Genomic DNA, 283 nt, shown 5'->3' with positions numbered 1-283 from the left:
CCCGGACGCCCAGTCGGCGAGATTCGAAAGCTGCAGGCTCTGGAACCCCGCGCTGCCGTTCAGCGAGATGCGTGGATAGAAGTCGGCCTTCGCCATGCCGATCGTCGCCGTGGCCGCGTGCAGTTGAGCCTCCGCTTTCCTGATATCGGGCCGGCGCTGTACCAGCTCCGACGGCACGCCAATGGGCACCTGATCAGGCAGCGCCGGCACATCACGCGGCTCAGCGAGCATCTGTCGTAATGCACCCGGTTCCTTCGCCAGCAGCACGCCAATCGCATTGATG

Annotated in this window: 1 protein-coding gene; it reads right to left on the bottom strand. The window is 65.0% G+C overall.

The window, feature by feature from the left end; translation table 11 throughout:
* Positions 1-283: TolC family protein (locus PQR42_RS45730; protein ID WP_408394124.1), on the bottom strand; the 283-nt coding region annotated here is incomplete at both ends.

The sequence above is a fragment of the Paraburkholderia sediminicola genome (genome assembly GCF_046027355.1).
Taxonomy (GTDB): Bacteria; Pseudomonadota; Gammaproteobacteria; order Burkholderiales; family Burkholderiaceae; genus Paraburkholderia; species Paraburkholderia sediminicola_B.
The sequence above is the reverse complement of the archived record's forward strand: the minus strand, read 5'-3'. Positions and strand labels throughout refer to the sequence as shown.